24 protein-coding genes are annotated in these 26,601 nt (G+C 66.9%); 14 read left to right on the forward strand and 10 right to left on the reverse strand.

Annotated features, from left to right (window positions below):
* Positions 1 to 109 precede the first annotated feature (109 nt).
* Positions 110 to 3,544 carry a hypothetical protein gene (locus NWE53_RS04760; RefSeq protein WP_265053224.1) on the forward strand — a complete coding sequence of 1,145 codons (3,435 nt, stop codon included), beginning with the start codon at positions 110 to 112 and terminating at the stop codon, positions 3,542 to 3,544.
* 16 nt (positions 3,545 to 3,560) lie between these two features.
* Here the strand turns inward: NWE53_RS04760 and tyrS are convergent, their stop codons facing one another.
* Positions 3,561 to 4,814, reverse strand: a complete 1,254-nt coding sequence (gene tyrS, locus NWE53_RS04765) for a tyrosine--tRNA ligase (protein ID WP_265053225.1) — start codon at positions 4,812 to 4,814, stop codon at positions 3,561 to 3,563.
* A 206-nt stretch (positions 4,815 to 5,020) separates the two neighbouring features.
* The gene (locus tag NWE53_RS04770; protein WP_265053226.1) at positions 5,021 to 5,374 is read right to left on the reverse strand and encodes a DUF1127 domain-containing protein; all 354 of its coding nucleotides are present in this window, start codon (positions 5,372 to 5,374) and stop codon (positions 5,021 to 5,023) included.
* Here NWE53_RS04770 and gcvA point away from each other — a divergent pair.
* On the forward strand, positions 5,373 to 6,323 hold the full coding sequence (gene gcvA / locus NWE53_RS04775; RefSeq protein WP_265053227.1) for a transcriptional regulator GcvA: 951 nt from the start codon (positions 5,373 to 5,375) through the stop codon (positions 6,321 to 6,323). The genes NWE53_RS04770 and gcvA overlap by 2 nt on opposite strands.
* Before the next feature lie 10 nt (positions 6,324 to 6,333).
* Here gcvA and NWE53_RS04780 read toward each other — a convergent pair whose 3' ends face one another.
* Positions 6,334 to 7,005: an alpha/beta hydrolase gene (locus NWE53_RS04780; protein ID WP_265053228.1), complete on the reverse strand. Its 672-nt coding sequence runs from the start codon at positions 7,003 to 7,005 to the stop codon at positions 6,334 to 6,336.
* 291 nt (positions 7,006 to 7,296) lie between these two features.
* Here NWE53_RS04780 and NWE53_RS04785 point away from each other — a divergent pair, with 291 nt between their 5' ends.
* The 8 genes from NWE53_RS04785 to NWE53_RS04820 all read left to right on the forward strand — a co-directional run bounded on the left by NWE53_RS04785 (position 7,297) and on the right by NWE53_RS04820 (position 15,162).
* On the forward strand, positions 7,297 to 8,502 hold the full coding sequence (locus tag NWE53_RS04785) for a cysteine desulfurase family protein (RefSeq protein WP_265054818.1): 1,206 nt from the start codon (positions 7,297 to 7,299) through the stop codon (positions 8,500 to 8,502).
* A gap of 59 nt (positions 8,503 to 8,561) precedes the next feature.
* Complete coding sequence (sufB, locus tag NWE53_RS04790) at positions 8,562 to 10,034, forward strand: Fe-S cluster assembly protein SufB (RefSeq protein WP_265053229.1); 1,473 nt, start codon at positions 8,562 to 8,564, stop codon at positions 10,032 to 10,034.
* A gap of 148 nt (positions 10,035 to 10,182) precedes the next feature.
* A complete protein-coding gene (gene sufC, locus NWE53_RS04795) occupies positions 10,183 to 10,935 on the forward strand; it encodes a Fe-S cluster assembly ATPase SufC (protein ID WP_265053230.1) in 753 nt (250 codons plus the stop codon).
* Positions 10,935 to 12,284, forward strand: coding sequence for a Fe-S cluster assembly protein SufD (gene sufD, locus NWE53_RS04800; RefSeq protein WP_265053231.1), 1,350 nt, complete (start codon positions 10,935 to 10,937; stop codon positions 12,282 to 12,284). The genes sufC and sufD overlap by 1 nt, the downstream gene beginning before the upstream one ends.
* A complete protein-coding gene (locus NWE53_RS04805; protein WP_265053232.1) occupies positions 12,284 to 12,490 on the forward strand; it encodes a tautomerase family protein in 207 nt (68 codons plus the stop codon). Before sufD ends, NWE53_RS04805 begins: the two co-directional genes overlap by 1 nt.
* A gap of 2 nt (positions 12,491 to 12,492) precedes the next feature.
* Positions 12,493 to 13,746 (forward strand): cysteine desulfurase, encoded by a 1,254-nt coding sequence (locus NWE53_RS04810; protein ID WP_265053233.1) that lies wholly within the window; start codon positions 12,493 to 12,495, stop codon positions 13,744 to 13,746.
* Between the two features lie 11 nt (positions 13,747 to 13,757).
* The gene (locus NWE53_RS04815; protein ID WP_265054819.1) at positions 13,758 to 14,165 is read left to right on the forward strand and encodes an SUF system Fe-S cluster assembly protein; all 408 of its coding nucleotides are present in this window, start codon (positions 13,758 to 13,760) and stop codon (positions 14,163 to 14,165) included.
* 109 nt (positions 14,166 to 14,274) lie between these two features.
* Positions 14,275 to 15,162 carry a PhzF family phenazine biosynthesis protein gene (locus tag NWE53_RS04820; RefSeq protein ID WP_265053234.1) on the forward strand — a complete coding sequence of 296 codons (888 nt, stop codon included), beginning with the start codon at positions 14,275 to 14,277 and terminating at the stop codon, positions 15,160 to 15,162.
* Positions 15,163 to 15,379: 217 nt separating this feature from the next.
* Here the strand turns inward: NWE53_RS04820 and NWE53_RS04825 are convergent, their stop codons facing one another.
* Both NWE53_RS04825 and NWE53_RS04830 read right to left on the reverse strand, forming a co-directional pair.
* Complete coding sequence (locus NWE53_RS04825) at positions 15,380 to 15,739, reverse strand: MmcQ/YjbR family DNA-binding protein (protein WP_265053235.1); 360 nt, start codon at positions 15,737 to 15,739, stop codon at positions 15,380 to 15,382.
* A gap of 7 nt (positions 15,740 to 15,746) precedes the next feature.
* The gene (locus tag NWE53_RS04830; RefSeq protein ID WP_265053236.1) at positions 15,747 to 16,814 is read right to left on the reverse strand and encodes a malate/lactate/ureidoglycolate dehydrogenase; all 1,068 of its coding nucleotides are present in this window, start codon (positions 16,812 to 16,814) and stop codon (positions 15,747 to 15,749) included.
* Positions 16,815 to 17,020: 206 nt separating this feature from the next.
* Here NWE53_RS04830 and NWE53_RS04835 point away from each other — a divergent pair, with 206 nt between their 5' ends.
* Positions 17,021 to 17,410, forward strand: a complete 390-nt coding sequence (locus NWE53_RS04835; protein ID WP_265053237.1) for a HesB/IscA family protein — start codon at positions 17,021 to 17,023, stop codon at positions 17,408 to 17,410.
* Positions 17,411 to 17,438: 28 nt separating this feature from the next.
* Here the strand turns inward: NWE53_RS04835 and NWE53_RS04840 are convergent, their stop codons facing one another.
* Both NWE53_RS04840 and NWE53_RS04845 read right to left on the reverse strand, forming a co-directional pair.
* On the reverse strand, positions 17,439 to 18,497 hold the full coding sequence (locus NWE53_RS04840) for a GGDEF domain-containing protein (protein WP_265053238.1): 1,059 nt from the start codon (positions 18,495 to 18,497) through the stop codon (positions 17,439 to 17,441).
* A 186-nt stretch (positions 18,498 to 18,683) separates the two neighbouring features.
* The gene (locus tag NWE53_RS04845; protein ID WP_265053239.1) at positions 18,684 to 20,159 is read right to left on the reverse strand and encodes a DEAD/DEAH box helicase; all 1,476 of its coding nucleotides are present in this window, start codon (positions 20,157 to 20,159) and stop codon (positions 18,684 to 18,686) included.
* 162 nt (positions 20,160 to 20,321) lie between these two features.
* Here NWE53_RS04845 and NWE53_RS04850 point away from each other — a divergent pair, with 162 nt between their 5' ends.
* On the forward strand, positions 20,322 to 21,017 hold the full coding sequence (locus NWE53_RS04850; protein ID WP_265053240.1) for an alpha/beta fold hydrolase: 696 nt from the start codon (positions 20,322 to 20,324) through the stop codon (positions 21,015 to 21,017).
* Between the two features lie 2 nt (positions 21,018 to 21,019).
* Here NWE53_RS04850 and NWE53_RS04855 read toward each other — a convergent pair whose 3' ends face one another.
* The 3 genes from NWE53_RS04855 to parE all read right to left on the reverse strand — a co-directional run bounded on the left by NWE53_RS04855 (position 21,020) and on the right by parE (position 24,565).
* Positions 21,020 to 21,280, reverse strand: a complete 261-nt coding sequence (locus tag NWE53_RS04855) for a hypothetical protein (protein WP_265053241.1) — start codon at positions 21,278 to 21,280, stop codon at positions 21,020 to 21,022.
* A gap of 102 nt (positions 21,281 to 21,382) precedes the next feature.
* Positions 21,383 to 22,324, reverse strand: a complete 942-nt coding sequence (locus tag NWE53_RS04860) for a LysR family transcriptional regulator (protein ID WP_265053242.1) — start codon at positions 22,322 to 22,324, stop codon at positions 21,383 to 21,385.
* Positions 22,325 to 22,483: 159 nt separating this feature from the next.
* A complete protein-coding gene (parE, locus tag NWE53_RS04865; protein WP_265053243.1) occupies positions 22,484 to 24,565 on the reverse strand; it encodes a DNA topoisomerase IV subunit B in 2,082 nt (693 codons plus the stop codon).
* A gap of 279 nt (positions 24,566 to 24,844) precedes the next feature.
* Between parE and NWE53_RS04870 the strand changes: the two genes are divergently transcribed.
* Both NWE53_RS04870 and NWE53_RS04875 read left to right on the forward strand, forming a co-directional pair.
* Positions 24,845 to 25,039 (forward strand): hypothetical protein, encoded by a 195-nt coding sequence (locus NWE53_RS04870; RefSeq protein ID WP_265053244.1) that lies wholly within the window; start codon positions 24,845 to 24,847, stop codon positions 25,037 to 25,039.
* A gap of 162 nt (positions 25,040 to 25,201) precedes the next feature.
* Positions 25,202 to 26,593 (forward strand): hypothetical protein, encoded by a 1,392-nt coding sequence (locus NWE53_RS04875; protein ID WP_265053245.1) that lies wholly within the window; start codon positions 25,202 to 25,204, stop codon positions 26,591 to 26,593.
* Positions 26,594 to 26,601: the final 8 nt, after the last annotated feature.

The raw sequence follows: 26,601 nt of genomic DNA on the forward strand, positions 1-26,601 counted from the left end.
CTTCATCTGCCCGCATCGACATGGATGACGTCTCCCGGGATTGCGGCAAGGGGCGAACGGACGCACCCTGTGCAGACCGATACCGGCGCCGAGAAGGACCACGCGGATTTTGTCGGACCAGGACGTTCAGGCCGCGGCTTCGGGGCAGGCAAAGACGCAGCCCGCAGGCGAAGATTGCGACATCGAGATCGTGAAGCGCGGCGCAAAGGCCGGGCTCGCGACGATCTGCGTCGCTGTCACGGTCGCCGTCCTGGTTCTGGCTGCGGCGGGAATCACGCTCCTCGTGACGGGGATCGTTCCGCTGTCGGGCCTCGAGGGCCGGATCTCGTCCGCGATCGAGGAGCGTCTGGGGCCGGGCTGGGAGGTCGAGGCCGCCGCCGCCGAGCTCAGCCGCATCGACGGCCACTCCCAGCTCAGGGTTCGGCAGGTTTCGTTCCGCCATAGCAGCGGCGCCGTCATCCGCGCGCCCGAGGCGGTTCTGGGCTATGAGCCTCTCGCCCTGCTCAAGGGCGATATCCGGCTTGTGTCGGTCGACCTGCGCGGCGTCAATGTCCGCCTCGGGGTGAACAAGGACGGGGCTCTCGTCATCAATGCCGATTCGGCGCCGGTCGAAGCCCCGCCGCAGCCGACCTTGCCCGATGCGGCGCAATGGAACGCCTTCACCGGCATCATGGGCGCGATCTCGACCCTGGCTCGCGGCGACGGGCTGCTCGGTGCGCTCGAAACCGCCGGCATGAACGGCGCGCGCCTGTCGCTGGTCGATCCCGATGGCCGCCAGAAGGCGGGACTCGAGGATGTCGAGATCCGCCTGACCCGCAACGGCGAGCGCGGCACCCGTCTGTGGATGAAGGGGCGCACCGGCCAGCGCTGGAAGGAGCTGGCGGTCGACATGTCGACGGAGGCCGACGGCACCCAGCGCGCCGATATCGACATCCTGCGCTTCGAACCGGCCGAGGCGGTCGCACTCGCCTTCGGCACTGGCGGGCTGATCGTCGAAGGCATGCCCATGCAGGGCAAGGCGACGCTCCGCCAGACGCCGGACGGCCGCAAGTCGATCACCGCCCAGATCGACGTCCACTCGGGCACGCTGAAGTTCCCGGAAAGCCCGATGCCGCCGGTGGTGGTCGATTCGGCACGTTTCGAACTGGCGAGCGGCGCCGACCTGACGCAGCTCGACATCCGCAGCGCGGAACTCAAGGCCGGAGCGACGCAGCTCAAGGCTAAGGGCTCCCTGCGCGAGGACGATGGCGGCTGGCGGCTGGCCCTCGACGCAGGCGGGCAACTCGCCGGGCTCGATGCCGACCCCGCCGTGCAGATCGACAGCCTCAGGGCGGCGTTGAAGATCGATCCCGCCAATGGCGCTCTGACGATCGAGGAGGCCGCGATCCGCGGACCGGCCGCGACCGTCGACATGACAGCCTTCATCCAGAAGGTCGGCGATTCCCCGCTGCAACGCTTCGCGATCAAGGCCGCCAACTCGGATGCGCGCGCGCTCCTGGCGATCTGGCCCGAATTCACCTCGCATGATGTTCATCGGACGTTGCGACGCCAGCTCGCTTCCGGCCGCATGAAGTCGCTCTCCGTCGATCTCGATCTGGCGCCGGAGGATCATGCCCGCCTGATCCGTGGCCACGGCCTGCCCGACGGCGCCCTGTCGGTCGTCATCGATGCCGATCAGGTTCGCTACCTGCCCGATCCGGGCCTGCCGCCGCTGGCCGATGCCACAGTCACCGGCAAGGTGACGGGCCGGACCGTTCAACTCGCTGTCGGCAAGGCGACGGCCGAGCTGGGAAATGGCCGGCAGTTGCAGCTCAGCGAAGGCAGCTTCGCGATGCCCGATTACGCGGTGCGCCGGGCGCCGGCGCGCATCGGCTTCCGCTCGCTGGGCTCGATGGACGGGCTGGCCGCGCTGTTCGCCTTCCCGGCGCTCAAGGATTTCAACCTCGGGCAGATCGATCCGAGCGCCGTCAAGGGAAGCAGCGACATGAAGGTCGTGATCACCTTGCCGCTGGCCGACGATTTGCGGCCGGACGAGGTCGCGGTGACCGGTTCAGGCACACTGTCGAATGTCAGCTCCGATACGCTTCTCGGCACGGAGAAGCTCGAGGGCGGTAACCTGTCCGTCAATGTCGACCGCAATGGCCTTGTCCTGCGCGGCGATGCGCGGATCGGTGGTGACAAGGGAACCATCGAGCTCAGGCAGAACGGCAAGGGGCAGGGCGAGGCCATCCTGCAGCTCAATCTCGATGCAGCCGCCCGGCAGAGGCGCGGATTCGGCACGGATTCGGGCGTCTTGGGCACGCTTCCGGTGAAGGTCGCGAAAACCTTCGGCAAGGGCGGCGACGGGCCGCCGCGCGTCGAGATCGACTTGACCAAGGTGGCGTTGGACGGCGTCATTCCGGGCCTGAACAAGCCGGCCGGGCGCGCCGGAAAGATCAGCTTCCTCTATGTCGCCGATCCGGACGGCCCGGATCTCGATGACTTCACGTTCGATGCCGGATCGGCCCTGATCAAGGGGCGCGTGGAGCTGAACAAGCAGAACGGCCTGGATGTGGCGAGCTTCTCGCAGTTTCGGTTGTCGCCCGGCGATAACCTGAAGCTCGACGCGCGGCGGGACGGCAACGTCACGAAGCTCACGGTGCGCGGCGCCGTCGCGGATCTGCGCCCCTTCATCAAGGATATCCAGGGCGCGGCGCCGTCGGGCAAAGGCGGCGACAAGTCCGGGACAAAGGGTGCGGATTACGATGTCGACCTCGACGTGCCGATCCTGACCGGTTTCAACAACGAGGCCATCACAAACGGTACGCTCAAGCTTGCCAAGCGTGGCGGGGACCTGCGTTCCATCAATTTCCACGGGCGGATCGGCAAGGCCGAGGTGACGGCGAAACAGGGGCGCCAGAACAACCAGCTCGTCGTCCAGTCAGAGAATGGCGGTTCGTTCCTGCGCTTCCTCGATCTCTACAACAAGGCCTATGGCGGCGACCTCATCCTGACCATGGGCGCCGGCGAGAACCAGAGCGGCGACCTGCTGTTCCGGAACTTCATCGTGCGCGACGAGCCGGCCCTGCGCCGCGTGGTCGGCGCCCAATCCGCGAATGCCTTTTCCGGCGATCGCCCCGAAGAGCAGCGCATCGATACCACCGAGGTGGCGTTCACCAAGCTCAAGGCCGAGTTCACGCGCTCGGCCAGCCGCCTCGACGTCTCCGACATGGTGATCTGGGGCCACCAGGTCGGCTTCACCCTGCAGGGGCATGTCGACTACGGCCGCGACCGGGTCGATATCGGCGGCACCTTCGTGCCGGGCTATGCCTTCAACAACGCCTTCGCGCAGGTGCCGGTGGTCGGTGCGCTGCTCGGCGGCGGCAGCCAGTATGGCGGGCTGTTCGCGGTGAATTTCCGCGTCTCCGGCCCGGCGAGCGCGCCCACCATGACAATCAACCCGCTATCGGCGATCGCACCCGGCATCCTGCGCCGCTTCGTCGACCCGCTCGGCGGCGCGCCGGCGCAGCGCCCGGTCCAGCCCGGCCAGGCGCCGCTGCGTTGAGAGGTTCCGCCGCGGCTTATTCCGGCCGCAGCAGGATGTGCTTCTTCTTGCCGAAGGAGAGCTTGATCACGCCGTCGGACGACAGGTCGGCGAGGCCGAGCGCGGCGCGCTCGTCCATCACGACCACGTCGTTGACGCGCAGGCCGCCGGCCTTGACCTGACGGCGGGCCTCGCCGGTCGAGGGCACCAGCCCCGCTTTGACGAAGGCCGTGAGCACGCCGAGGCCCGGTTCGATCTCGCCCCGTGCTATCGTGACACTCGGCAGGTCGACTGCTAGCGCACCCTCCTCGAAGGTCTTGCGCGCGGTCTCGGCGGCGGCTTCCGCGGCCTCGCGGCCGTGGACGATCGCCGTGATCTCGGTGGCGAGGATCTTCTTCGCCTCGTTGAGCTCGGCACCGCCGAGCGCGGCGAGCCGGGCGATCTCGTCCAGCGGCATCCGCGTGAACACCTTGAGGAAACGGCCGACATCGGCGTCCTCGGTGTTGCGGAAATACTGCCAGAAATCATAGGGGCTGAAGACGTCGGCATTGAGCCAGACCGCGCCATTGGCGGTCTTGCCCATCTTGGCGCCCGACGAGGTCGTCAGCAGCGGCGTCGTCACGCAGTAGAGCTGCGGGCCGCCCATCCGGTGCGAGAGATCGACGCCGTTGATGATGTTGCCCCACTGGTCGGAGCCACCCATCTGCAAACGGCAGCCATAGCGGCGGTTGAGCTCGACGAAGTCGTAGCCCTGCATGATCATGTAGTTGAATTCGAGGAAGGACAGCGACTGCTCGCGATCGAGCCGGAGCTTCACCGAATCGAAGGATAGCATGCGGTTGACCGAGAAATGCCGGCCGACATCGCGCAGGAACTCGACATAGTTCAGCTTCAGCAGCCAATCGGCATTGTTGGCCATCATCGCGTCGGTCTGCCCGTCGCCATAGCGCAGGATGCGGCCGAAGACCCGCTTGATGCTCTCGATATTCCTGGCGATCTCCTCGACGGTGAGCAGCTTGCGCTGGTCGTCGCGGAAGGAGGGGTCGCCGACCATCGAGGTGCCGCCGCCCATCAGCGTGATCGGGCGGTGGCCGGTCTCCTGGAACCAGTAGAGCATCGTAAGGGAAATGAGGTTTCCGATATGGATGCTGGTCGCGGTCGCGTCGTAGCCGACATAGGCCGTCTGGGTTCCCTGACGGCACAGAGCATCGAGGCCTGCCGGATCGGAGACCTGATGGATGAGGCCGCGCTCGTCGAGCACGCGCAGGAAATCGGACTTGTAGGTGGTCATGGCGGCTTGCGATCTGATGGGTGTCGTTCCGCCGTCGTCTAGAGCATCGGACCGAAAAGTGGAAACCACTTTTCGGAAAATCCAATGCCGAACAAAGAGCTGGATCGCCGCTTGCGTCCGACAGGACGCCGGGCGACCCGGCATGGTCCAGCCAAAGTGGAAACCGCTTCTGCGGCCGGGGCTGTCCCTGAATACCTTCGGCGCGTTCAGACAGGTGGCGGCAGCTGCTGCCACAGCTCGGCCGCGTCTCGCGGGCCGGGCGGCGCCAGCAAATCGCGCTGGAGCCCGAGATCGCGCAGGGCACGCTCGTCGAGCGAGGCGAGATAGCGCCCCGCCCGCCACGCGCCTCTCCAGCGATCCCATATCGCCAGCCAGGGATGATTGAGGGGCAAACGGCTTGGCGCGCGCAGGAGCGCCGTCTCGGAGAGACATGTCATGATCCGAACCTCGGCATTGCGGGCACAGGCGCCCGCCGGTGTGGGTCGAAACTGAGCGAAATGCCGTGGCACGACAAAGCGGAAGATTGTCACCTGCCATAAGGAGAGCTTATGCTTCGGCATGCCCGCTCACCTTCCGCCGCCGAAGCTGCCGCCGCTTGCCGCCGTCCGTGTCTTCGAGGCTGCGGCGCGCCACCAGAACTTCACCCGCGCCGCCGAGGAACTCGGCATGACGCAGGCCGCAGTGAGCTATCAGGTCCGGCTGCTGGAGGATCGCGTCGGCGCTGCCCTGTTCGTGCGCCGGCCGCGACAGGTGGAACTGACGCCGCTCGGGCAGCGGCTCGCAAAACCGGTCGCGAAGGCGCTTGCCGATATCGGCATGGTGTTCCGGGAAATCTGCGAGGAGAACCAGACGGTCCTGACGATCTCCTCGCTACAGACGATGGCCATCACCTGGCTGTCGCCGCGACTGGCGCAGTTCCAGATGGAGAACCCGCAATTCGCCGTGCGCGTTCGAACCTCGCAGCATCTCGTCAACTTCTCCACCGAGGGCGTCGATCTCGCCGTGCGTTATGGGCCGGGCTCATGGCCGGGCGTCACGGCGGAGAAGCTGTTCGATTGCCACTACGCGCCGCTCTGCGCGCCCGAACTGCGCGAGCGGCTGCAACTGCGCGAGGCGGCCGACCTGTTGCGGGCGCCGCTGCTCAGCGCCGATGAGACGTCCTGGAAGGTTTGGTTCGCCGATCTCGGCCTCGACATGCCACAGCAGGCCGGGCGGACGATGTCGCTGGAGATGCAGGCGATGAATGTCCAGGCCGCGATGCGCGGGCACGGCGTCACGATGGCAGTGCCCGAGCTCTTCGCCTACGACATCGCGGCCGGACGGCTCGTCTATGCGGTCGAGCACGCCGTACGCGACGAATGGGCCTATTGGATCGTCTATCCGCAGGAGCGCCAGCGCGAGCGCAAGATCAGGCTGTTCCGCGACTGGATCCTGGCGGAAGCGCGGGCAGCGGCCATGGCGCTGCCCGTCATGGCATCGAGCCGGGGGCTGACCCGCCCGGCGCCATGAGCCGGCCCGCTCAGGCCTGTTCCTGCTCGCTCTTCAGGATCTCGGGGCCGACCTTGCGGTCGAGATAGACGCCGACCTGCTCCATCAGCACGTCGACCTTGCCGTCGAAGAAATGGTTGGCGCCCTCGACGACCGTGTGCTCGATCTGGATGCCCTTCTGGGTCTTCACCTTCTCGATCACCGCCATCACCTCCTTGACCGGGGCGACGCGATCCTCCGAGCCGTGCACGAACAGGCCGGAGGACGGGCAGGGCGCCAGGAACGAGAAGTCGTAGCGGTTGGCCATCGCCGCGATCGAGAGGAAGCCCTCGATCTCGGGGCGGCGCATCAGAAGCTGCATGCCGATCCAGGCGCCGAAGGAGACGCCGGCGATCCAGCAGCTCTTGGCCTCCGGGTTGAGCGCCTGCATCCAGTCCAGCGCGGCGGCGGCGTCCGAGAGCTCGCCGGCGCCATGATCGAAATGGCCCTGGCTGCGGCCGACACCGCGGAAGTTGAAGCGCAGCGCCGAGAAGCCGCGGTTCACATAGGTGTAGAACAGGTTGTAGACGATCTGGTTGTTCATCGTCCCGCCGAACTGCGGGTGCGGGTGCAGGATGATCGCCAGCGGCGCGCCCCGCTTCTTCGCGGGCTGATAGCGGCCCTCGATCCGGCCTGCCGGCCCGTTGAAAATCACCTCTGGCATCGTCTCACCGCTTCTTGCGGCAGTGCCGGCGCGGGCGGGCAGAAAGCGGGCGCATGCCTGCTCGAAACCCGGCCACCCTTGACGGCGCCACCATGCGCGCCCTAGATGAAGAGCGCTTAGAATAGTTCTAACAGCCGTGAACAAGTCGGGAACAAAACGGTGGATCGCTCATGCGAACCGCGTTTCGACCGTTCCGGCCGGTTGTGATGGGCGGCTATAGCACGGCGCACTGGTGCGATTTCAAGCATTTCGTGTTGGTAGCTGCATGATGATGACGATGGAGCAGGAAGGATCGTGACGGCGGGACGCGCCTATCTCGACCACAACGCCACGACCCCGGCCCGGCCGGAGGTGGTGGAAGCGGTCGCGCATGCGCTGGCACTGCCGGGCAATCCGTCCTCCGTCCATGGCGAGGGTCGGGCCGCGCGCGGCGCGATGGAGCGGGCACGCGAGCAGGTCGCGACGCTCGTTGGCGCCAAGGCGTCGAACGTCGTCTTCACCAGCGGCGGCACCGAAGCGAACGTCACGGTGCTCTCGCCGGGCCTGATGGATTGCGATGGCGGGCGCGACTGCGTGCGCACCCCGGCCTCCCTGCTGCTTCACAGCGCGACCGAGCATGCCTGCGTGCGCGAGGGGCATCGTTTCCCCGCCGGCGCCGTCGAGGCGATCCCGGTCGACGAGAATGGCGTGGTCGATCTGGGCTGGCTCGACGAGCGGCTTGCACGCTTCGTCACGGAAAACCCGGGCGCGCGCGCGCTGGTCTCGATCCATCTGGCCAACAACGAGACCGGCGTGATCCAGCCGGTGGCGGAGGCCGCAGCGATCGCTCATCGCCATGGCGCCCTGCTTCACAGCGATGCCGTGCAGGCTGCCGGCAAGATCGACATCGACATCATGGCTCTCGGCGCCGACGTGCTGACGCTCTCGGCGCACAAGATCGGTGGTCCCAAGGGCATCGGCGCCATCGTCTTCCGCACCGGCGCTCTCGAACTCGCCGACAAACCCATGCGCGGCGGCGGGCAGGAGCGCGGCTGGCGAGCCGGAACCGAAAACCTTGCGGGAATCATCGGCTTCGGTGCCGCGGCTGACATCGCGCGCGAAGCTCTGGCAACGGAGGCCGGCCGGCTGGGCGGATTGCGGGAGCGGCTGGAGGCCGGCCTGCTGGCGCTCTCGCCCGAGACGGCGATCTTCGGCAGCAGCGTTCCGCGCCTGCCCAATACCAGCGCCTTCGCGACGCCGGGCCTCAAGGCCGAGACCCTTCTGATCAGGCTCGATCTCGCCGGTGCCGCACTTTCGTCCGGCTCGGCCTGCTCCTCGGGCAAGGTCAAGCGCTCGCATGTGCTCGATGCGATGAAAATCGACCCCGCCATGAGCGCAGGGGCCTTGCGGGCGTCGCTCGGATGGACCACCTGCGAAGCAGATATCGATCTCTTTCTTGCGGCCTACGGCAAGCTCGTGGCTGCGAGCACCGATCGGGGCACCCGGGCTGCCGCCTGAGCGTTCCGCAAAACGAAGACCAAACCGGCGGGCCTTGAACCCGCGACTGGAGACTGAACATGGCAGCGGTCCAGGAGACCATCGATCAGGTCAAGTCGATCGACGTGACCGAGTACAAATACGGCTTCGTCACCGAGATCGAGGTCGACAAGCCGGCCAAGGGGCTGACTGAAGACACCGTCCGCTACATCTCGGCGCGCAAGAACGAGCCGGAATGGATGCTGGAATGGCGGCTCGACGCCTTCCGCCGCTGGAAGACGATGACCGAGCCGGTCTGGTCGCGCGTGCAGTACCCGCCGATCGACTATCAGGCCCTCTACTACTACGCCGCGCCGAAGAAGGGCGCCTCGCCGAAGTCGCTGGACGAGGTCGATCCGGCGATTCTCGAAACCTACAAGAAGCTCGGCATCCCCTTGCGCGAGCAGGAAATCCTGGCCGGCGTCGCGCCGGAGAACCGCGTCGCCGTCGATGCCGTGTTCGACTCCGTCTCGGTGGTCACCACGTTCAAGAAGGAGCTGGCGCAGGCCGGCGTGATCTTCTGCTCGATCTCGGAAGCGATCCAAGAGCATCCCGAGCTGGTGAAGAAGTATCTAGCCACCGTCGTGCCGGTGACGGACAACTACTTCGCGACGCTCAACAGCGCGGTCTTCACCGACGGCTCCTTCGTCTATGTGCCGAAGGGCGTGCGCTGCCCGATGGAGCTCTCGACCTATTTCCGCATCAACGAGCAGAACACCGGCCAGTTCGAGCGCACGCTGATCATCGCCGACGAGGGCGCCTATGTCAGCTATCTCGAAGGCTGCACGGCGCCCAAGCGCGACGAGAACCAACTCCACGCCGCGGTGGTCGAGCTGATCGCGCTCGACGATGCCGAGATCAAGTACTCGACCGTCCAGAACTGGTATCCGGGCGATTCCGAGGGCAAGGGCGGCATCTACAACTTCGTGACCAAGCGCGGCGACTGCCGCGGCAAGAACTCGAAGATCTCGTGGACGCAGGTCGAGACCGGCTCGGCGATCACCTGGAAGTACCCGTCCTGCATCCTGCGCGGCGACGGCTCGCGCGGCGAGTTCTACTCGATCGCGGTGTCGAACGGTGCGCAGCAGGTCGATAGCGGCACCAAGATGCTGCATCTCGGCAAGAACACCACCTCCAAGATCATCGCCAAGGGCATCGCGGCCGGCAAATCGGACTCGACCTATCGCGGCATCGTCTCGGCGCATCGCAAGGCGACGGGCGCGCGCAACTTCACCAACTGCGACTCGCTGCTGATCGGCGACCAGTGCGGCGCGCACACCATCCCCTATATCGAGGCCAAGACCGCGACCGCGATCTTCGAGCACGAGGCCACCACCTCGAAGATCGGCGAGGACCAGCTCTTCTACTGCCAGCAGCGCGGCCTCTCCGAGGAGGAGGCGGTGGCGCTGATCGTCAACGGCTTCGTCAAGGAGGTGCTGCAGCAGCTCCCGATGGAGTTCGCCGTCGAGGCGCAGAAGCTGATCACCATCTCACTCGAAGGCTCGGTTGGATAAGGGCGGTCATCCCGCACGCGCTGCGGCACGAAGTGCTGCTGCGCAGATGCGGGACCGTCATCAGGACCATCACTGGACAAAACGATCCCGGGTCTGCGGAGCACCGCTTCGCGCTGCACCGCGCACGGGATGACACAGGAACGAAACGATGCTCGAAATTCGCAATCTGGTCGTCAAGATCGCCGACGAGGACAAGCAGATCCTGAACGGCCTGAACCTCACCGTGAACGATGGCGAGGTCGCCGCCATCATGGGGCCGAACGGCTCCGGCAAGTCGACCCTGTCCTACGTCATCGCCGGCAAGGAGGACTATGAGGTCCTCGACGGCGAAATCCTGCTCGACGGCGAGAACGTGCTGGAGATGGAGGCCGACGCCCGCGCCGCCGCCGGCATCTTCCTCGCCTTCCAGTACCCGCTGGAGATTCCCGGCGTCGCCACCATGACCTTCCTGAAGGCGGCGATGAACGCGCAGCGCAAGGCGCGCGGCGAGGCCGAGCTGCTGACGCCGGACTTCATCAAGCTGGTCAACGGGGCCGCCGACAAGCTCGACATCGCCAAGGACATGCTGCGCCGGCCGCTCAATGTCGGCTTCTCCGGCGGTGAGAAGAAGCGCATGGAAATCCTTCAGATGGCTCTGCTTTCGCCGTCCATGTGCATCCTCGACGAGACCGATTCCGGCCTCGACATCGACGCGCTGCGCATCGTCGCCGAGGGCGTCAACGCGCTGCGCGACAAGAGCCGCGGCTTCCTGGTCATCACCCACTATCAGCGCCTGCTCGATCACATCGTGCCGGACACCGTCCACGTCATGTCGAAGGGCCGCATCGTGAAGACCGGCGGCCCGGAGCTGGCGCTGGAGCTCGAGAAGTCGGGCTATGCGGCCTATGCGGAGGCGGCGTGATGGCCATCGTCACCCCGCTGAAGACGGCGGCCGAGCAGCAGCTCGCGCAGCAATACGCCGACAGCAAGGCCGAGCTGCCGGGCGGCCCGGCCGTGCGCAAGCTGCGCGAGGACGCCTTTGCCGGCTTCGAGGCCAAGGGCCTGCCGCATCGCCGGCTCGAATCCTGGCGCTATACCGACCTGCGCAGCATCCTGCGCGAGGCGCGCCCGCTCGCTGACGCCGCCGATGTGACCGCCAGGGTCAAGGCCCGGCTCGGCGAGATCGAGCTCGCGGGTCTGCGGCTGGTGCTGGTCGACGGCGCCTTCGCGCCGGAGCTATCGGCGCTCGATGCGATCCCCGAGGGCGTCTCGGTGCACTCGCTCGCCGACGCGCTGGTGTCGCCGCGCGAGGATCTGACCCGCATCCTGGCCGGCCCCTCGGTCGGCGCCGACGACACCGGGTTGATGCTCAACACGGCGCTGATGCGCGACGGCGTCTTCGTCGAGATCGCCGAGGGTGTGGAGCTCGAGGAGCCCGTCGTGATCGTCTCGCTCGTCTCGGGCGAGGAGGAGCGGGCGGTGTTCCATCGCTCGGTCGTTCTGGCCGGCAAAGGCGCCAAGGGCACGATCGTCGAGGTCAGCGAAGCCGCGGGTTCCGCCGCCCAGCAGATCAACGGCGCCATCGTCTTCGAGACCGGCGACGAGAGCGAGATCCAGCATGTCCGGTTCGTGACCCGCCAGCAGCCCGCGACCGTGCAGGTGCAGAGCCTGCTCGCGACGGTCGGTGCCCACGCGAAGTTCGACTCCTTCGCTCTGGTCTGCAAGGCCGGCACCGTGCGCCAGCAGCATTTCGTCCGCTATGCCGGCGAGCACAGCGAGATCGGCCTGCGCGGCGTCAACCTGCTCCGTGCCTCCGAGCATTCGGACGTTACGCTGATCGTCGACCATGAAGTGCCGCACGGCACCAGCCGCGAGCTGTTCAAGTCGATCATCGGCGGCGAGGGTACTGGTGTGTTCCAGGGCAAGGTCGTCGTGCGTCCCCACGCGCAGAAGACCGATGGCAGCATGAAGAGCAACGCGCTGCTGCTCAACGACGGCGCCTCGATGTACAACAAGCCGGAGCTCGAGATATTCGCCGACGACGTCGTCTGCGGCCATGGCGCGACCGTCGCGCAGATCGATGGCGACCAGCTCTTCTACCTGATGGCGCGCGGCCTGCCGCGTGCCCAGGCCGAAGCTCTGGTGCTGCAGGCCTTCGCCGGCGAGGCGGTCGAGTTCATTGCCGACGAGAACGTGCGCGAGATCGTCATGGGCGAGGTCGTGGCCTGGCTCCAGGCCCGCGAGGCCGCTTCCGAGGTGAGCACCGTCTGATGCCCTACATCAATCTCCAGATCACCAAGGGCGCGACGCGCGAGCAGAAGGCCCAGATCGTCAAGGAATTCACCGAGACGCTGGTGAAGGTGCTCGGCAAGAACCCGCAGAACACCCATATCGTGATCCAGGAGATCGAACGGGAGAATTGGGGGCATGCCGGGGCGCTCGTCGCCGACCGGCAGCCCGGTTCCGGAAAGGCGTGAGCATGAACGCGGTCACCGGCCAGCCCGTGCTGAAGCCCTACGACGTCGAGGCGATCAGGCGGGATTTTCCGATCCTGTCGCGCGAGGTCTACGGCAAGCCGCTTGTCTATCTCGACAACGCCGCCTCGGCCCAGAAGCCGAATGCGGTGATCGACGCGATGACGAAGCTGATGCGCGAGGACTATTCCAACGTCCATCGCGGGCTCCACTATCTCGCGAACGCCTCGACCGAAGCCTATGAGGCTGCACGCGAAAGCGCGTGGCGCTTCCTCAACGCAGCGCATCTGGAGGAGGTCGTCTTCACACGCTCCTCGACGGGCGCGCTCAACACCGTGGCGTCCTCGCTCGGGCGGTATCTGAACCTCGGCGAGGGCGACGAGATCATCGTTTCGATCCTCGAGCACCACTCCAACATCGTGCCCTGGCACTACTGGCGCGAGCGCCACGGCGCCGTGCTGAAATGGGCTCCTATCGACGAGGATGGCAATTTCCTCGTCGAGGAATTCGAGAAGCTGATCTCAGCCCGCACCAAGGTCGTGTCGCTCACGCATATGTCGAACGCCACGGGCACGATCGTGCCGATCGCCGAGGTCGCGAAGATCTGCCGGGCGCATGGCATCCCGCTCGTCGTCGACGGCAGCCAGGGCGCGGTGCACCTGCCGGTCGACGTGCAGGCGCTGGGCTGCGATTTCTACGCCTTCACCGGCCACAAGACCTATGGGCCGACCGGCTCCGGCATTCTGTGGGGCCGCAAGGAATGGCTGGACAAGCTGCCGCCCTACGAAGGTGGTGGCGAGATGATCGTCACCGTCACCGAAGACACCGTGACCTATAACGACCCGCCGCACCGCTTCGAGGCCGGCACGCCGGCCATCATCGAGACGGTGGGGCTCGGCGCGGCGCTCGAATACATGATGGCGCTGGGCCGCGAGAACATCGCCGCGCATGAGGCGAAGCTCGGCGCCTATGCGATGGAGCGGCTCGGCGAGATGAACTCGATCCGCATCTTCGGCAAGGCGAAGGAGAAGGGCGCGATCGTCGCCTTCGAGATGAAGGGCGCCCATGCGCACGACGTCGCGACGGTGATCGACCGCGCCGGTGTCGCGGTTCGCGCCGGCACCCATTGCGCAATGCCGCTTTTGGCACGATATGGAGTGACATCGACCTGCCGCGCTTCCTTCGGCCTCTACAACACGCTGGAGGAGGTCGACAGCCTGGTGGAAGCGCTGAGGAAGGCCGAGAACCTGTTCGCATGATTTCTTCGAGGATCCCAGCCTTGGCTACATCCGAACCCATCGAGCTGAAGGAAGACAGCTACAAGCCCAACGAGCCGCAGGTCGGCTCGAGCTCGTCGCTGCCGCCCGAGGAGATCGACCGGCTGACCGACGACATCGTCGCGGCGCTGAAGACGGTCTACGACCCCGAGATTCCGGCCGATATCTACGAGCTCGGCCTGATCTATCGCGTCGACATCGCCGACGACCGGCAGGTCTCGATCGACATGACGCTGACGGCGCCGGGCTGCCCGGTCGCCGGCGAGATGCCGGGCTGGGTCGAGAACGCGGTCAGCACCGTCAACGGGATCGCCGGCGTCACGGTCAACATGACCTTCGATCCGCCCTGGGATCAGTCGCGCATGTCCGACGAGGCTCGCGTCGCCCTCGATATGTGGTGAATGCCGCCGGCCCCATGCCGGCGTGATGAATCGCATTCCATCGCTTCATTGGCGTTCGGTCGGCTTCGCTGGCAGGAAAGGCTGAGCCCGATCCGCCCCGGAGCCTGCGATGCCGCGCTTCCCCTACGAAACCGTCGACGTCTTCACCGACCGCCCGTTCGGCGGCAATCCGCTCGCGGTCTTCACCGACGCGCGCGGGCTCTCCGATGCGCAGATGCAGGCGCTCGCGGCGGAGATGAACTACAGCGAGACGACCTTCGTCCTGCCGGCTGACGACCCGGCCAATGATGCGCGGGTCCGCATCTTCCACCGTACGGCCGAGATGCCCTTCGCCGGCCATCCCAATGTCGGCACCGCCTGCGTGCTCGCGCGCCATGGCCGCGACCGCGATGGCGTGCTGCGTTTCGAGCAGATGGCGGGCCTTGTCGAAATCGCGATCGAGCGTAATGGGGCAGGCGAGGTGACTGGCGCCGTGATTGCCGCTCCGCAGGCGCTCTCGCTTGGCATCGAGCTGCCGGCCGAGGGCATCGCCGCCTGCGCGAGCCTCGCGCCCAGGGATATCGTCACGGCAGCCCACCAGCCGGTCCAGGCCTCGCTCGGGGTCAAGTTCGTGCTGGCGCAGGTCGCGCCCGAGGCCTTGGCCACGGCCACCCCCGATCTCGCAGCCTTCCGGAGCCTCGAAGGTCAGTATGCCGAACTGGCCGGGCGGCTATCGCTGTTTCTCTATGCGCGCGACGGCAACAGCATCCGGGCGCGGATGTTCGCGCCGCTGGCCGGCACCTGGGAAGATCCGGCAACCGGCAGCGCCAGCGCGACGCTCGGCGCGCTCCTGCTCTCGCTCGATGGCGGCGACGAGGCCGCGTATACGATCACCCAGGGCGTCGAGATGGGCCGGCCGAGCTTGCTGAACGTGACATCCCGGCGCGTCGCGGACGGCTTCCGCTCCCGCGTCGGAGGCGGCAGTGTGCCGATGTTCCGCGGCGAGGCGCTGCTCTAGCGGGTGTTGACACTTGGCCGCGCCGGCTTCGAGCCCCGCCGCCGTCATTCCGGGGCGCCGCGAAGCGGCGAGCCTGGAACCCATGAACACGACGCATGAGAGAGGGCTGAGCCGGTCTGCAGCGCAACTTGTCCGGCCCGGTGTTTATGGGTCCCGGGCTCTTCGCGAAGGCGAAGCCCCGGAATGACGGCGTGGTTCCGTCAGAACCCAGCAGGCTCTAGGCGAGCCCCAATTCGGCCCGCACGCGCTTCGTCATTCCCGCGGCGGCCAGGCGGTGGCTCTCGCGCAGATAATCCTGCAGGGCATCGTCCGGCATGCTTTCGCCGGACTGCCACTGGATCCATTTCATGCCGCGCGAGGCGAGATAGGGCGCGGGTCTCAGGCCCGGCTGCTCGCTGAGGATATCGAAAGCCATCGGCGAGCATTTGAAGCTGATGGCCATCTCGCCGTCATCCTGCTGGCGGCCGATGGCGAAGACCTTCTCTCCGACCTTCCAGACATCGGCACCGCCCCATTGCACGACATGGCGCGTGGCGGGCAGGGTGGCGCAGAAGGCGTTGTAGGCCTCGGGCGACATGGCCGCCTCAATAGCTCTCGGCGTCGATGCCATGGCGCGCGGCCGCGGCCTTGATCTGCGACCAGGTCTCGTCGTCCAGCGGAATACCGGCCGCGCCACGCTCGGCCCGGACCGTCCGCTCCTTGTCGCCCGGCGCCAGCACCGGATTGGCCGGGTCCTGCGGCTTCGCCGCCCGCACGAAGGCCAGATAGCTCTCGATGCGGCTGCGGCGCAGCTCGGCATCAGGCTCCAGCCGGGCGGGGTCGATGATGACGCCGAAGAGCGAGTTGATGATCCAGGTCTTTCGCGGCTTTTCGTCGATGCGGGCAGCACCCATCAGCCCAGCGGATAGCAGCTCGGCGATCAGCGAGAGCCCGGCGCCCTTGTGGTCGCCGAAGGGCAGGAGGGCTCCGAGCGGATGATCCGGGCTGGCGAACACATGCGCCGGGTCCGTCGTCGGCCTGCCTTCGCCGTCGATGATGTAACCGGGCGGCACCTGCTCGCCCTTGTTCAGGGCCACGCGGGCCTTGCCATGCGCCATGCGGCTCGTCGCGAAGTCGAGGATGAGCGGCTCGCCGCCGGGGACAGGGATGCCGATCGCATGCGGATTGGTGCCGAAGCGCGCCTCCTTGGCCGCATAGGGCGCGACGATCGGCGGGCGGCCGGCGACATTCACCCAGAAGAACGAGATCAGCCCGGCTTCCGCGGCGACCTCGGCATAGTGGCCGATGCGGCCGATATGATGCGAATCGAGCAGGTTGACGATGGCGACGCCGCCGGTCCTGGCCATTTCGACCGCGTGGTCGACGGCATTGCGCGCATTCGGCTGGCCCAGAGCGACCGCGCCGTCGATGATCAGGAAGGGCGCAGCATCGACCCGCGTCTGCGGTTGCGATTGCGGGCTGAGATTGCCGTCGGCCAGCGACTGGAAATAGAGCGGGATCATTCCGACGCCGTGGCTGTCATGCCCGCTCAGATTGGCGAGCACGAGATGGTCGGCGGTCTCCTGCGCCTCCGCGTCCGTCCAGCCGGCTTTCGCGACCATGTCCCTGACGAGAGCGCGCAGCGATTCGGGGCGGTGGAGGCGATGAGGCATGGGCTTTCCGGCGCTTGAGCTGGTCTCGAGGGCGATCGCGCCAGAGTGCATGCCTCGGCCCGATCCGCAATGCGTCTGGAGGGCGGGCGACGGAGCCGCGATGCATGGCCACGCCATCGGCATCTCGACGTAGGGCACCGCAATCCCTATGTTAGGCAGACAATCTTGCTTCACCGGGCCTTGACCCCGGTCGAGGAGGGACAACGATGTTTTCGATACCGGGCCTCAAGGTCATCTCGCTGACCGACGCCGCGGCCACCCGCATTCGTGAGATCATGGCTCAGTCGGCCGGCGGAGACATGCCGGCGCTCGGCCTGCGCGTGGGCGTCAAGAAGGGCGGCTGCGCCGGGATGGAGTATACCTTCGAGATCGCCCGCACGGTCGACAAGGGTGACGAGGTCGTGAGCGAAAAGGATGCGACGGTGATCGTCGACGCCAAGGCCGTGCTGTTCCTGCTCGGCACCGAGCTCGACTTCAAGACCGACCGCTTCTCCTCGACCTTCGTGTTCAACAATCCCAATCAGGTTTCGGCCTGCGGCTGCGGCGAGTCGGTCGAGATCAAGCCGCGCAGCGAAAGCGCACTCGCAGCATCCTGAGCGGCCAAGCGGCCGCGTCCGGAAAAGCTCAGGCGACGCGGCTCGTAGTCTCCAGCGCATCCTCGGTGACGGTGCGGTTCCGCCCGTCGCGCTTGGCCTGCATCATCGCCTGATCCGCGCGGTCCACCAGCGAGCCGGCGGTGTCGCCGCGCCGATAGCTCGATACGCCGAGCGAGATGGTGATGCGGCCGAGGTTCTCGTTCGTCGAGCGCTTGATCAGCTCGCGGGTCAGCAGGGCCTGGCGCACGGTTTCCGCGCCGAACTTGCCGGCGATGAGATCGGCCTCCGGCAGGATGATCGCGAATTCCTCGCCGCCGAAGCGGGTAATGACCGCCTTGTCCTTGAACTTGTCCCTCATGGTGCGGGCGACGAGGCGCAGCACCTGGTCGCCGGTCGGATGGCCGTGGGCGTCGTTGAAGCGCTTGAAGAAGTCGATATCGGCCATCACCAGCGCGAAGGGCTCGCGCCGGAGCGTCGCCTGATCGATCGACTTCTGCAGCATCTCCTCGAAATGGCGGCGGTTGGCGAGGCCGGTCAGCGGATCTGTCAGCGCCTCGGCGCGGGTCGATTCCAGCGCCTCGCGCAGGTTGCGGATTTCGTTGGCGCTGTTGCGCAGCTCGGCCTCGAGTTGGGCCTTGCGGACGACTTCCTCGCGGGTCGACATCACCAGCGCCTCGACCCATTCGCGCAGCTGGTGTCGGTCGGTCGGCGGCGGAACCTCCTCCGACATCGCGGTGAGGCGGCCATGATAGAGCTCGCTGGAGCCGAGCGCCCTGTCGACCAGCGACATCATCGCATCGATCTCGCCGAGGACCTGCATGCTGGTGCGCTCGGCCTGGCGGGAGAAGCGCTCCGAACTGATGAAGCGCTCGTAGAGGCTGTCGATGTCGGCGGCGTTCACCTGCCCGTCGCTGCCGGCGATGATCGCGTTCATCGCCATGCTGACGGCCGGCATCTCGCCGCTCAGATGGGCGTACCAGACCTCGAAGGCGCGGGGATAGCTCGGCGAGCCGTGCTGTCGCATGGCGGCGACGACGCGCTCGGCGAGATCGTTGGTGCGGGCGGAAACCGAAGCTTCGTCGTCCATGCCTTCGCCATTCCGGTATGAAGCCGGATCGTGGCCTTCGGCCACGTCAGCTTCGATTGATCCAATCGAAGCGGGACATCCTGTCCGTCTATACGGCGGCATGCGCCCGTCCGCTGCTGCGATGATCTCGCTGCAGCGAAGGCCAATCTAGGAAGCTGGCGTTAAAATCAGGTTGATGTCGTAAGGTCAGCCGACACGGACCGGACGCAGCAGGAAGGCCGGCACGTGATCGCCGAGCCCCTTCACCTGCGGGCCGTCATCGTCGTCACGCGTGCGGGGCGCGCGGGAGCGCCGGGGCTCTTCCTGACTCCGCGCGACGGGCGGTGGCGGCGTCGTCTCGGAATCGGGCCGGATCGGGACACGGCGTGGTTTGCGCTGCGTATCCGCCGCGTTCTCGTCGCTGCCCGCCCGCGAGGCCCCTGTCTCGGAGCGCGAGCTGCGCTCCGGCCGCCCGCGACCGCCCCGCGAAGAGCTGCGCTTCTCGTCCCGACGGCCGCCACGACGCTCGTCCCGCGGCTCGCCCGGCGGCAGGGCGTCGAGACCGCCGCCCTCATAGGCGATGGCCTGGCCGGTCAGCTTCTCGATCGCGCTGACGAGCTTTTCGTCATGGCGCGTGACTATGGTGAAGGAAGCGCCTTCGCGCCCGGCGCGGCCGGTGCGGCCGATGCGGTGGACATAATCCTCGGCATGGGTCGGCACGTCGAAGTTGAAGACATGGCTGACGGCCGGGATGTCGAGGCCGCGAGCCGCCACGTCGGACGCGACGAGGATCGGGTTCTCGCCCGTACGGAACGATTCCAGCGCCGCCATGCGGGCGTACTGGTCCATGTCGCCATGCAGGGCGACGGCCGGGAAGCCGTGGCGCAGCAGCGATTTATGCAGCGTCGCGACATCGCGCTTGCGGTTGCAGAAGACGATCGCGTTCTGCAGATCGGTCGCGCCCTTGATGAGCTTGCGCAGCGTCTCGCGCTTTTCGAAGTCCTGGCCGTTGGAGGCGATCAGCCGCTGGGTGATCGTCGTCGCGGCCGTCGCGGGGCGGGAGACTTCCACGCGCACCGGATTGTGCAGGAACTGCTCGGAGATGCGGGTGATCTCCGGCGGCATGGTCGCCGTGAAGAACAGCGTCTGCCGGGTGAAGGGGACGAGCTTGCAGACGCGCTCGATGTCCGGGATGAAGCCCATGTCGAGCATGCGGTCGGCCTCGTCGATGACGAGCAGCTCGACGCCGGTCAGCAGCAGCTTGCCGCGCTCGACATGGTCGAGCAGGCGGCCGGGCGTCGCGATCAGCACGTCGACGCCGCGCGTGATCTTCGCGTCCTGATCGCCGAAGGAGACGCCGCCGATCAGCAGCGCCACCGAGAGCTTCTGGTTGACGCCGTAGCGCGTGAAGTTCTCCTCGACCTGCGCGGCAAGCTCGCGCGTCGGCTCGAGAATCAGCGTACGGGGCATCCGGGCGCGGGCGCGCCCGGTTTCCAGGATGGTGAGCATCGGCAGCGTGAAGGCTGCGGTCTTGCCCGTGCCGGTCTGGGCGATGCCCAGGACGTCCTTGCGTGCAAGGACATGCGGAATGGCCTGGGCCTGGATGGGTGTCGGCGTGCTATAGCCTGCGGTCGTGACGGCCGTCAGAACCTTTTCGCTCAAGCCGAGTTCGGCAAATGACATCGCGTATGGCGCTTCTTCAGGGTCGGTGAAACGCGGCGGGATGACCTGCTCGACCACCGCGTTGGCGCGACAACACTTCCTGCGCGCCTTCGGACTCGTGTGGAATGCAAAGAAAACGCGGCAAAGTCAATCATCTAGCCTTGAAAGGACGTTTTTCACCTCATGAAGGAGCCGCTCATTCTCGTTCCGGGGCTCAGTTGCAACGCTGCGCTCTATGCCGGGCAGTGGCCCGCGCTAGCCGATGGACGCCCCATTCTGGTCGCCGAACACAGTCTCGACGACAATTTGGCCGCCATTGCACGCCGTCTGCTCGATAGCGCTCCGGAACGCTTCGCGCTCTGCGGCCTGTCGATGGGCGGTTATGTCACGTTCGAGATCCTGCGGCAGGCGCCGGAGCGTGTCACGCGTCTCGCCCTGCTCGACACCAGCGCCAAGCCGGCGACGCCGGAGACGAATGTGCCGCGCGAGCAGATGATCACGCTGGCGGAGAAGGGCGCCTTCGACAATGTCACCACGCTGCTCTGGCAGAAGCTCGTCGCCCCCGCACGGTTGACCGACGAGCCGTTGCGGCTCCTGGTGCGGCAGATGGCGGATGATGTCGGGGCGGAGGGCTTCATCCGGCAGCAGCAGGCGATCATGCGGCGCCCGGATTCGCGGCCCACGCTCGCCAGTTTGACCTGCCCGGCGCTGGTTCTCGTCGGCGAGGAGGATGAGATCACGCCTGTCGCCGAAGCGCGGGAAATGGCGGGGATCGTCGGCGAACGCGGGCGGCTTTCGATCGTTCCGCAGTGCGGCCATCTCTCGACGCTGGAAGCGCCCGATGCCGTGACCCGCGAACTACTGCGCTGGCTCGGCTGAGATCAGCGCGGCAGGACGCAGGGGTCGAGGCGCGTCTCGTTCGCGGCCTTGGTGATCGAACCCGTGGTCAGCGGATCGACCGGCTGCCGCTTGGAAGCCGCGAGGCTGACGGCCGCCATCCGGTCCTTGTCCAACGGCGGCGTGCGGCTCGACATGAAGTTGGCGGCGATCACCGAAAGGAAGGCGATGGCCGCGCCGGCCTTGGCGACATCGGCGGCCATGGTGCCGCGGTCGTTCTTCCAGAACAGTTCGATCAGGCGCATGGCGCACTCTCCGCGTCTCGTGACGTCACGAGCACTGCATGCGACGTTACGCGAGAGCCGTAAAAGCTTGGTTAGCCGGTTCTTGCCGGGATACGCGCAATTCTACCGACCGGGCTTCGCTTCGACAGCGTCTCCCGCAAGACGGGATCGCTGCTCGCGGAAGAGCCTGCGCAGCGCGGTCAGCACGGCGATCACGCTCGGCCGCCCGCGCGAGACATCGTGCGAAATCAGATAGATGTCGTCGCCGGTCTGCTCCGGCGGCGGCTCGAGTCGGACCAGACCCGGATCGGCGTCGCCCATGAAGCACGGCGCCATCGAGAGGGCGCCGGCCGAGCGGATGCTTTCGTAACGCGCGGAGGAATCGCCGACGCGCGCCGCGATGGGGCGGCCGGCCGCATAGGCCATGATGTAGTCGTCGATTCGCGAGGAGGTTTCGCGGTTGACCGAGATGACGGGCGCGCTCGCAGGATCGATGTCGCGCCGCACATAGAGCGCCTGCATCAGCCGGCCGACCTTCTGTGCGTAGTACCCGGGCTCCGTCGGCACCTTGCTCATGCGGAGCGCGATGTCGGCCTCGCCGCGCGAAAGATCGAGGCGGCTGCGCGTGCTGAGGATGACGATCTCCACACCGCCGGCCGCGGCCGAGATGGCGGTCGCATGCATCGTCAGCAGCAGGCTGATCGAGGTCGTCGCGGTAATGCGGACCGGCGCGTTGGCGAGCGGCCGTGCGACATCGGCCCGGATGGTGAAGCGATGAGCAGCGGCCTCGATCTCGCGGGCCTCGGCGGCGAGTTCCAGCCCGATTGCCGTCGGTGCCAGCCGGTTGGCCTCGCGCGTGAAGAGCTGCAGCCCGAGATCGCGTTCGAGCGCCTTCAGCCGGCGCGCGACGGTCGCTTCGCTCAATCCGAGCTGCGCCGCCGCCACGGCCATCGACCCGCCGACGGCGATCGCGTTGAAGACGCGGATGTCGTCCCAGGAGACGTCCCAGCCGGGCGATGCCAGATCGCCGTCGCGTCGAGATGGAGGTGGAGCAGGCTCGGCCATGTGGTCAGCGGCCAGTCGCGATGTGCGGCGTGGTGCTTGCGGTCATGGCGGTCCGTTGGGAGGGGCAGGTTCGGCATGCGCGAACCCTGCCCGTAACCGCATCTCCCGGCAGCCCGGCGGGCATGAGGTCCAGCCCCTCAGGATTGCGGGGCTCGACCCTCACAGATCGATCAGTTCGCCGGCGAAGGCGGCGCGCTCCTGGATGAAGGTGAAACGCGCCTCCGGCTTGTTGCCCATCAGTCGTTCCACGGTATCGGAGGTCTCCTCCTTCGCCTCATGGTCCACCATGACCTTGAGCAGGATCCGCTTGCTCGGGTCCATGGTGGTTTCCTTGAGCTGGGCCGGCATCATTTCGCCGAGGCCCTTGAAGCGCGAGATCTCCGGCTTTTTGCCCTTGAAGACGGTCTCGATCAGCTCGTCCTTATGGGCGTCGTTGCGGGCATAGACGCTCTTGCCGCCGTGCTGCAGCCGGTAGAGCGGCGGCACGGCGAGGTAGAGATGGCCCTTCTCGATCAGCCGCGGCATCTGGCGCCAGAAGAAGGTGACGAGCAGCGAGGCGATATGCGCGCCGTCGACATCGGCGTCGGTCATCACGATGACCTTCTCGTAGCGGAGATCGTCCTCGCGAAACTGCGTGCCGATGCCGCAGCCCAGCGCCAGGATCAGGTCGGCGAGCTGCTGGTTGGCGTTGAGCTTTTCGCGCGTCGCATTGGCGACGTTCAGGATCTTGCCGCGTAAGGGCAGGATCGCCTGGTTGGCGCGGTTGCGCGCCTGCTTGGCCGAGCCGCCGGCCGAATCGCCCTCGACGATGAAGAGTTCGGAGCCGGCCGCGCCCGCATTGGAGCAGTCCGCGAGCTTGCCGGGCAGGCGCAGCTTGCGCGTCGCGGTCTTGCGCGACACCTCCTTCTCGAGGCGCCGGCGCTGGCGCTCCTCGGCACGATCGACCGACCAGTCGAGCAGGCGCAGCGCCTGCTGCGGGGCCGCGGCGAGCCAGTGGTCGAAGGCGTCGCGGATCGCATTCTCGACGATGCGATGCGCTTCCTGCGTCGCGAGCTTGTCCTTGGTCTGGCCCTGGAATTCCGGCTCGCGGATGAAGACTGAGAGCATGGCGGCGCAGGTCGCCATCACGTCGTCGGATGTGACCTGCGCCATGCGCTTCGACTGGCCGATGCGCTCGGCATGGTCGCGAAGGCCGCGCAGCAGGGCGATGCGCAGGCCCTGCTCATGCGTGCCGCCTTCGGGCGTCGGGATGGTGTTGCAGTAGGAGGAGGAGAAGCCGTCCTCGCCGGTCGCGAGCCAGGCGACAGCCCATTCGAGCGAGCCGTGGCTGCCTTCCTTGGTGATCTTGCCCGAGAAGATCGGCTCCGCGACCAGGTCCTTGCCCTCGATCTCGCGGCCGAGATAATCGCGCAGGCCGCCGGGGAAGCGGAACACGGCCTCCGCCGCGACGTCGCCTTCCGACTTCAGCAGCGACGGCGCGCAGGTCCAGCGGATCTCGACGCCGCCGAAGAGATAGGCTTTCGAGCGCGCCATGCGGAACAGGCGGGCAGGGGAGAAATGCGCACCCTCGCCGAAGATCTGCGCATCGGGATGGAAGCGCACTTTGGTGCCGCGCCGGTTGGCGACGGGGCCGACCGTCTGCAGCGGCCCCTGCGGCAGGCCGCGCGAGAAGATCTGGCGATAGAGCGTCTTGCCGCGCGCGACCTCGACTTCCAGCCGGTCCGACAGCGCATTGACGACGGAGACGCCGACGCCATGCAGGCCGCCCGAGGTCTCATAAGCCTTGGAGTCGAACTTTCCGCCGGCATGCAGCGTCGTCATGATGACTTCGAGCGCCGACTTGCCGGGGAATTTCGGATGAGGATCCACCGGGATGCCACGGCCGTTGTCGTTCACGGCGAGCGAGCCGTCCTCGAACAGTTCGACCTCGATGAAGCTGGCATGGCCCGCGACGGCCTCGTCCATCGCGTTGTCGATCACCTCGGCGAAGAGATGATGCAGGGCGCGCTCGTCGGTGCCGCCGATATACATGCCGGGCCGGCGCCGCACCGGCTCCAGCCCTTCGAGCACCTCGATCGCGGACGCGTCGTAGCCGGCCTCGGACAGCGTGCCGTTGCGCGGCGCAGCGCCGGAATTAGCGGGAGCGCGAGGCACAGGAGCCGGCGAACGCGCTTCCGGCGCGGGGTCGGCCGCGCGGGGCCGCTCCGGTTCCGAGCCGAAAAGATCGCCGTTATCCGCCATCACTGCCAAACGCTTCCTGATTCGCGACTTTAAATTGTAGCGCATCGCCGCGCGGAAAGCCCGGCCAAGCTGCTTATAGACAGCTCCCCATCACATCGAAACTCTCTCGCCGGCGGCTATGCACCGGCCGTCATGCCGCTGTGACGATCGGGGCTTAAGACAATGCGGAACCGGGCGCGTTCAGCCTGCGTTAACCACGGCCGCAGAGGATGCAAGCTGCGGTCAGGGCTTATGCGGATAGTCGCATTGCGCTATGATCGGCCTAAGGGGGATGAGACCGTGGCTTCGCGTCAATCAGTGCCGGTTACGGGTATCGCGGGTCTGCAGCGCGCGGCGCGCCTTGCGGGCGAATCCTTCGGTCATGAGGATGTCGTCAGCGCCTCGCTGAGCGCCGAGAATGCCTCGTCGCGCTGGCTGTGGTGGCTCGCGGCGATCGCCGCCTCGGCCGGGCTGGCGGCCCTGCATTTCTACTGAGCCGATCGCTCCGACAACACGGAAATATCAACCTTTCTGCCCTAGGCCTGTGGCCGGAGGGCAATCGGATGTGCTGCGCCATCGCTGGAGATTTCAAGCCGGCCGATAGCGGCGCGCGCCTGCGTGCTGCGCCTGGCATGGCCTGAGCGGAGCATCGCGCCGGTGGGCCAGATCGCTGCTCTCGGAGCCTATGTCTATCAGGCCGTGCTGGCGCTCGGGCTGCTGCTCCTTGTCTCGCGCATCCTGGCGCCGCAGCAGTTCACCCATTATTCGCTCTTCATCACGATCAGCCAGTTCGCCAGCATCACCGTCTTCGAATGGATTCGGTTCTCCTGCAGCCGGTTCTATCCCGGCGCAGACGAGACGGCCCAGCGCTCGGTCATCCTGTACGCTTTCGCCGTCTGTGCCGCGCTGTGCCTGCTGGTGGGAGGAGGGGTTCTCGCCTCGGGCGCGGCGTCGACAGGCATCGCCATCGGCGGAGTCTTCTTTGCGGTGTTCCAGGGCGGCACGGAGCTGCATCTGACGATGCTGCGCTTTCGGCAGAATTTTCGGCTGTTCTCGATCCTGCAGGCTGCTCGGGCGTCGCTCGTGGCGATCGGGACACTCGGCGGCGCCATGCTTGCCCCGACGCTTTCAGGCGCGGTAGCAGGCATGCTGGCTGGAAGCCTCGTCTATATCGTGCTGGCGCGGCTTGCCGGTGGCCCGCTGGCGCACGGGCTCCACCGCCCGCAGCGCCATCTGTTGAAGAAGTACCTGGCCTATGGCGGCGTTTCGGCCGGAGCATCCGTGGCCAGCCTTCTGGCGCCACTCGGGCTCAAGGCGCTGCTGACGGCCGTGATCGGCAGCCAGGGGGCGGCCGGCGCGCTGCTGGCGCTCGACCTCCTGCAGCGACCCTTCATCCTGGTCGTCTCGGCGCTACATGCGATCCGCTATCCCGAACTGGTCGCTAGCTATGACCGCGAGCCGGATTCGCCGGCGTTCCGGGAGCGCCTCGGCCGCTACTACGGGCAACTGGCGAACAGCTCGCTCGTGACGGCGGCCTTGATTTTGTGCCTGTTGGCGCCGGCCGCGGCCTGGCTGGTCAAGGCCGAGCTGCGCGAATCCTTCCTGCTCGCCGCCCCGGCCGTGACGATTCTCGCGCTGTTGCGCGCCTGGGTCCAGAACCTGCTGCCGACGCCTGCCCATCTGACGCAGCGGCTGAAGCCGATCATAGGACTTGCCGTCATCGACGCCATCCTTCTCAACCTGAGCTCGCTCGCCGGCTGGAGCCTGTCCGGCGGCTCGCTGAGCGGGTTGCTTTACAGCGGTGCCGCTGGGGCGGCCGTGGCGGTCATCCTGGGGACGCCGCTGTTCCTGTCGATGCCGTTCCGCTGGCCCAGACTGACACTGGCCAGCGCGCTCGCTGCACTCGCCATCGCCGGGCTCGCCAATGCCGGCACGCCGCAGACCTCGTTGCCGGTGTCGCTGGCTGTCTTCCTGCTGTGCATCCCGCCGGCGACCGCAACCGTCGCGTCGCTGCTCCGCCGCCAGGATGCGTCATCCGAGATTTCGTGAAGAGCGCG

The sequence above is a fragment of the Bosea sp. NBC_00550 genome, from assembly GCF_026020075.1.
GTDB lineage: Bacteria > Pseudomonadota > Alphaproteobacteria > Rhizobiales > Beijerinckiaceae > Allobosea.